We start from the raw sequence: 6,000 nt of genomic DNA on the forward strand, positions 1-6,000 counted from the left end.
AATGGTCGCGCTTTTTAAGGCAAACATTCAGCGCGCTGGGGATGGGTGCTATATAGTTAGGATCGGCTGACCTTTCCCATCTACAGACTGGGTTCGCTGGCATCCCGCTTATGGGGCAGCCGCGCAGTTTGTTCCGGGCAAACTCAGGCCGGTGAAAACCCGCTCGACCCCTGCCCGGAGAAGCTACAAAAAAACAAGAAAGAGACTGCAAGCCAGAGTCGGGATTTGCTTGCGATTGTGGCAGCGCCAGCAGGTTTTTGGGCAATAGCGGCCACCTCTTTAAGATATGGAACATGCTGGAGTATCGAAGAAAGGCTTGTATTAAAATTTTTACAGGATTGAAATATGATCATCTCTGCTCCCACCGACTATCGTGTCGCCGCCAAAGCGAAATTGCCTCCATTTCTTTTTCATTACATCGATGGTGGTTCTTACTGTGAGCATACATTAAAAAGAAACACGGAAGATCTTGCTGGGATTACGCTTAAACAACGCGTATTAAAGAACATGGAAGAACTAAGCCTTGAAACTGAGATTTTTGATGAGAAATTTGCTATGCCAATCGCACTTGCACCGGTTGGCTTAACGGGCATGTACGCACGCAGAGGTGAGGTGCAGGCGGCAAAGGCTGCAGAGCATAAAGGCATTCCCTTTACTATGTCTACGGTTTCGGTCTGCCCGATAGAGGAAGTGGCCCCCGGTCTCAAGCGTCCAATGTGGTTTCAGCTGTACGTTCTTAAAGACCGCGGCTTTATGAAAAATGTGTTAGAGCGCGCGAAAAAAGCCGGTGTTACCACTTTAGTATTTACCGTTGATATGCCAGTACCGGGTGCCCGCTACCGCGACATGCACTCAGGTATGAGCGGACCCAACGCGGGTGCACGTCGAGTGTTCCAGGCCATGCGCCACCCCAGCTGGGCACTTGACGTGGGATTGCTTGGTAAACCACACGACCTGGGTAATATCTCTAGGTATCGTGGGGAACCTACCAGCCTGGAAGATTACGTAGGGTGGATTGAAGAAAACTTCGATCCTTCAATTTCCTGGAAAGATCTGGAGTGGATCCGTGAGTTCTGGAATGGCCCGATGATAATTAAAGGTATTCTGGATAAGCAGGATGCTAAAGATGCGGTCTCTTTTGGCGCAGACGGTATTGTGGTATCCAATCATGGTGGTCGCCAGCTCGACGGTGTTCTCTCCACGACAAAGGCATTTCCCAGTATCGCCGATGCAGTCAAAGGCGACCTCAAGCTCTTTGTCGACTCGGGTATCAGAAGCGGCCTGGACGTGGTTCGTATGCTTGCACTGGGCGCGGACTGTGCCCTGTTAGGACGCTCTTATATCTATGCACTGGCTGCACAGGGCCAAGCCGGCGTTGAAAAACTTCTCGACTTATACAAACACGAGATGCGTGTGGCAATGACTCTGACGGGAGCTAAAAGTATTAGAGACTTGAATCGGGATTCACTGGTTAACTTTCAGCTGACGATATAATCGCCGGCGGCAATCTCATCGCGAAATTTCAGGAGCATGGCCAGGGCATTGGCGGTGGCCACAGGCTTATCACTGCCATAAATCTTGATGTATTCGTCCCGCAAGCTCTCGGTGCTTGAATACTGGCTTAGGTCTCCCAGCTGTGACCAGCCGATTGCGGCAAAGCCTTTCTCGAAGTCTTCACTGTAAATACCGCCGCGTCCGGCGCGGATCATCCATGCGTTTTTCTGCATTGGCTATTCCTGCTGTCCACTGTCTCCAAGGCTTCGCCGCGGGCTATTGGGCTGCCTGCACCGGCAGAGGGCCCAATTAGTGATTCTGTGTCGACAGGGGGCCCTGTCCGGTAGCCACGACGGGCGAAGCGCCCCAGTCTACCGGGACGGCTGCCACCCACCGGGGGCACCGGTCGCAGGGCGCAAATCAGGCGATGGTTGAGGCGGTAAATACAGTTGCCGCTGGTCCTGCGCGGCCTAACTGTGGGGTGCATCGCAGGAAATTCGGTTAAAAAATACACAGAGCTGCTGAAGCCTTGCGTACTGGCAGGGTGGGAAAGGGCCGGTAAGCCGAGAGGGGGCGCTTTTCAGTCTGTAGGCCCCTTATTCAGTGTTGAAGCGGCAATGGGAGTCTGGCATTGGCAAGGGCGCGTAAACATTGGGGCGACGAACTTTTGCGGGTAGCGACAGGGCCGCTGGAATCGGGCAAAATTGGGCGGGACAAGATCCCCAGCCTTGCCCGATCCCCTGTCACGGCGCGGGCGGCACTCACAAGGAATACCCGGTAGATGGTCAAGAACTCCGCAAAACCCAAGCAAACCGCCTCGTCTGAAGAGTCCCTCTGGGACAGCGCCAACAAATTGCGCGGCTCGGTAGAGTCCTCTGAATACAAACATACCGTCCTGAGCTTTATCTTCCTCAAGTTTATCAGCGACAAGTTTGAGGCCCATCGCCAGGCGCTGATTGAAGATGGCAAAGAGGCGTTTGTCGATATAGTGTCGTTTTACACCCAGAGCAATATCTTCTATCTGGAGGAAGCGCTCGCTGGGATCACATCATAAAGAATAGCGAGCTAGCGACACCGTTGGATACCATTAACAATTAATAGAAGTCTCAGGAGAGGGTTTTCCCCATCTCCTCTAGACAAGGGAAGTTGATGAGGATGCACATTGAATGATCTAGACGATATTAAAGAAAATCTTCGCAAGTTCGCCCAAGCCAGAGACTGGGATAAATTTCATTCTCCAAAGAATTTATCCATGGCCCTAGCAGGCGAAGCGGGAGAGTTACTAGAGTTGTTTCAGTGGCTCACAGAAGAAGAGTCAAAAAATCTGACTCAAAAGCAAAGAAAGGAAGTCGAGGAAGAGGTGGCAGATGTTTTCCTCTATTTGCTCAGACTGGCAGATAGATTAAATCTTGATTTATTGGAGGCAGCTAAAAATAAAATGATTATAAATAAACAAAAGTATCCTGTGAGTAAGGTAAAAGGTAGCTCCAAGAAATACACGGAATATTAAACATGTTGGTATACAGTGGAAGTAAAAAAAAATTCATTGAAGATGTTAAGGGAAATGCCATAGAAAACGTTATTCTATCAGAATTTGAAAGGAAGTTATTCAAGCGCCCATCTCAGAATGAAGTGCTTTCATGGAAGAATTCTATGCAATACATGTTTAAGATTATGATTGATCCAGGTATTCCGCAAGATTCTGGTATTTCGATTGAATACGTATTGCCACTAACAAGCAAACGCGTTGATTTTATTCTGACGGGAAAGGATGAGGATAATCGAGAGACTGCAATTATCATCGAACTTAAACAATGGAGTAAAGTAAAAAAAATAGAAAAGGATGGCATAGTTAAAACATTTCTGGCCGGAGGAGAGAGGGAAACCAGTCATCCCTCCTATCAGGTATGGACATATGCGGCGTTGATCGAGGATTACAATGAAACCGTCCGACAAGAAGGTATAAGGTTAATACCATGTGCCTATCTACATAATTTGATTTCAAGTTCGGCGATAAATGACCCGTTTTATGCTAAGCATATTGGGAAAGCACCTGTTTTCATTTCCTCAGATGCTGAAAAATTCGCTAAATTTCTCAAGAAATATATCAAATATGGCGATAACGATAACATTATGTATCGTATCGAACATGGCAGAATTAAACCTTCCAAAGGATTGATTGACAGTCTTCAATCTATGTTAACTGGCAATCAGGAATTTCTGATGATTGATGATCAGAAGTTGGTTTATGAGGCAGCAATTGATCTGGCGTATAAGGCGCAGAAAGGAAAAAAACAAGTTCTTATTGTAGAGGGTGGACCAGGAACGGGAAAGTCTGTGGTAGCCGTCAACTTATTAGTTGAGCTTACTAAGCGAGAAATGAATGTGCAATATGTTTCCAAGAATGCGGCACCGCGGGATGTATTTTCCGCAAAATTGGCGGGCACTTTAACCAAGACAAAAATTAACAATATGTTCAAAGGATCAGGTTCCTATATTTCTTCTGAACAAAATTTATTTGATGCTCTTATTGTAGATGAAGCTCACCGATTAAATGAAAAATCAGGACTATATAGCAACCAAGGTGAGAATCAAATTAAGGAGATTATTAGTGCATCCAAGTTCTCTATTTTTTTTCTTGATGAAAATCAGCGTGTAACTCTGAAGGACATAGGTTCTATAGCGGAAATTGAAGGTTGGTCAGAGAAGGTGGGGGCGACTATTCATCGCATGGATTTGAAATCCCAATTCCGTTGCAATGGTTCCGAAGGATACCTTGCATGGGTTGACTCTGCTTTGCAGATACGAGATACAGCTAATACCGAGCTTGATAATATCGACTACGACTTCAAGGTGTTTGACTCACCTATTAGTTTACGAGAGGAGATATTTAAAAAAAATATTATTAATAATAAGGCTAGACTAGTTGCTGGATATTGTTGGAAATGGGAGAGCAAGAAGGATAGGCAAGCAATGGATATCCATATACCGAAATATGGGTTCGAAGCACAATGGAACCTCTCAACTGATGGTGGTCTCTGGATTATATCACCTGAGTCAGTAAGAGAGATCGGTTGTATTCATACGTGTCAGGGTCTAGAAGTGGATTATATAGGTGTAATTATTGGTCCTGATTTCGTTGTGCGGAACGGTAAGGTAGTTACCGATCCAAGCAAAAGAGATGGTAGAGATAAAACAATCAGAGACTATAAAAAACTCTTGGAGGAAAATTCGAATGAGGCAGCCAGAATCACCAGTGCCATTATTAAGAATACGTATCGGACGCTGATGACTCGTGGGATAAAAGGCTGCTATCTGTTTTGTACAGATCCAGAAACTAACGAATACTTTTCAAGACTGATTGATCGGGCCCGAATAATTCGAGAAGTAACGCTGGAGGAAAAATATCCTGGTTTAAATCTCCGGATATTGTCATCACAGGCGAGTAAGCCATGCAAAAATTTTGTCCCTATATATAACTTGAAAATTGCTGCAGGTGATTTCAGCGAATATCAAACTGCAGGTGAGTTTGACTGGGTTGAAATGCCAGAGCATATTCGTATAACAGATGGCTATTTTGTCGCACAGGTATTGGGTGAGTCTATGAACCGGCATATTCCAAATGGTTCATGGTGTCTTTTTAGGGCAAATCCTGCTGGCTCTCGTGAAGGGAAGATTGTGCTTGTACAACATCGAGATATTCAGGATGTTGAGCAGGGAGGGCATTACACGGTTAAGGAGTATCATAGTGATAAGGTTGGTTCGGAGGATGAAGGATGGCGTCATTCTAGGATCATTCTGAGGCCAAAAACTAATGCGCTTGGATATAAAGACATTCCATTGACTGAAGAGCAAATCGGAGATTTAAGGGTGGTTGGTGAATACGTTTCGATTCTAAGTTAGTTGGTTTTTTGTTTGTAAAAGCTAGAGATTAATTGTATATCGATGTACCAATGTAAAATAGCAATCTAGCCCGGATTTTGCGCGAGTTCAGATACAAGAACGGCGGAAAGTCTTATCATCGCTGGTGTTTAAAACAGTCTGATAAGAAATTCCGCCGTGACTAAATGCTACCAGCCTGAGATCCGTTTTTCATCCCTTTCCCGCCGCAAAATCACCGCAGATTTCACTGGTGGGGATTTAACCTCCGATGCCGGTTTGTTGCTGCTTCGTGAATGCGATCGCCGCCTTGGGCTTTCCCATGCGGTGGCCGATGTCGTCAATGATCCCCGTCGCATTTCCTCAGTTGCTCACCAGGCGGAACAGCTGGTGCGACAGCGTTTGCTTGCGATTGCTGCTGGGTATGAAGATCTCAACGATCACGATCAGCTGCGATTTGACACAGTCCTGCAAGCCGGGTGTCAGCGCACGAAGACACTCGCCAGTACCGCCACTCTGTGCCGCTTCGAGCAGGGGCAGGATCGATCCGTTGCGGTAGAGCTACACAAAGTGTTGCTGGACCAGTTCATTGTCAGACATAGCAAACCCCCACGGCGACTCATTCTG

The 6,000-nt window shown here is 46.4% G+C and carries 6 protein-coding genes; 5 read left to right on the forward strand and 1 reads right to left on the reverse strand.

Annotation, left to right across the window (positions count from 1 at the left end; translation table 11 throughout):
* The first annotated feature begins 345 nt into the window (after positions 1 to 345).
* Positions 346 to 1,494: an FMN-dependent L-lactate dehydrogenase LldD gene (gene lldD, locus ABVT36_RS16580; protein ID WP_368457540.1), complete on the forward strand. Its 1,149-nt coding sequence runs from the start codon at positions 346 to 348 to the stop codon at positions 1,492 to 1,494.
* Here the strand turns inward: lldD and ABVT36_RS16585 are convergent.
* Positions 1,479 to 1,727 carry a hypothetical protein gene (locus ABVT36_RS16585; protein ID WP_368457541.1) on the reverse strand — a complete coding sequence of 83 codons (249 nt, stop codon included), beginning with the start codon at positions 1,725 to 1,727 and terminating at the stop codon, positions 1,479 to 1,481. The two genes, lldD and ABVT36_RS16585, sit on opposite strands and share 16 nt — an antisense overlap.
* 548 nt (positions 1,728 to 2,275) lie before the next feature.
* Here ABVT36_RS16585 and ABVT36_RS16590 point away from each other — a divergent pair.
* The 4 genes from ABVT36_RS16590 to ABVT36_RS16605 form a co-directional block, all read left to right on the forward strand.
* Positions 2,276 to 2,548, forward strand: a complete 273-nt coding sequence (locus ABVT36_RS16590) for a type I restriction-modification system subunit M N-terminal domain-containing protein (protein WP_368457542.1) — start codon at positions 2,276 to 2,278, stop codon at positions 2,546 to 2,548.
* Between the two features lie 108 nt (positions 2,549 to 2,656).
* Positions 2,657 to 3,004, forward strand: coding sequence for a nucleotide pyrophosphohydrolase (locus ABVT36_RS16595; protein WP_368457543.1), 348 nt, complete (start codon positions 2,657 to 2,659; stop codon positions 3,002 to 3,004).
* 2 nt (positions 3,005 to 3,006) lie between these two features.
* Entirely contained in the window at positions 3,007 to 5,397 is a 2,391-nt protein-coding gene (locus ABVT36_RS16600; RefSeq protein WP_368457544.1) for a DNA/RNA helicase domain-containing protein, read from the forward strand.
* 156 nt (positions 5,398 to 5,553) lie between these two features.
* On the forward strand, positions 5,554 to 6,000 hold a 447-nt coding region (locus ABVT36_RS16605), incomplete at its 3' end, for a transposase (RefSeq protein WP_368457545.1).

The sequence above is a fragment of the Microbulbifer sp. TYP-18 genome (assembly GCF_040932045.1).
Classification (GTDB): Bacteria; Pseudomonadota; Gammaproteobacteria; order Pseudomonadales; family Cellvibrionaceae; genus Microbulbifer.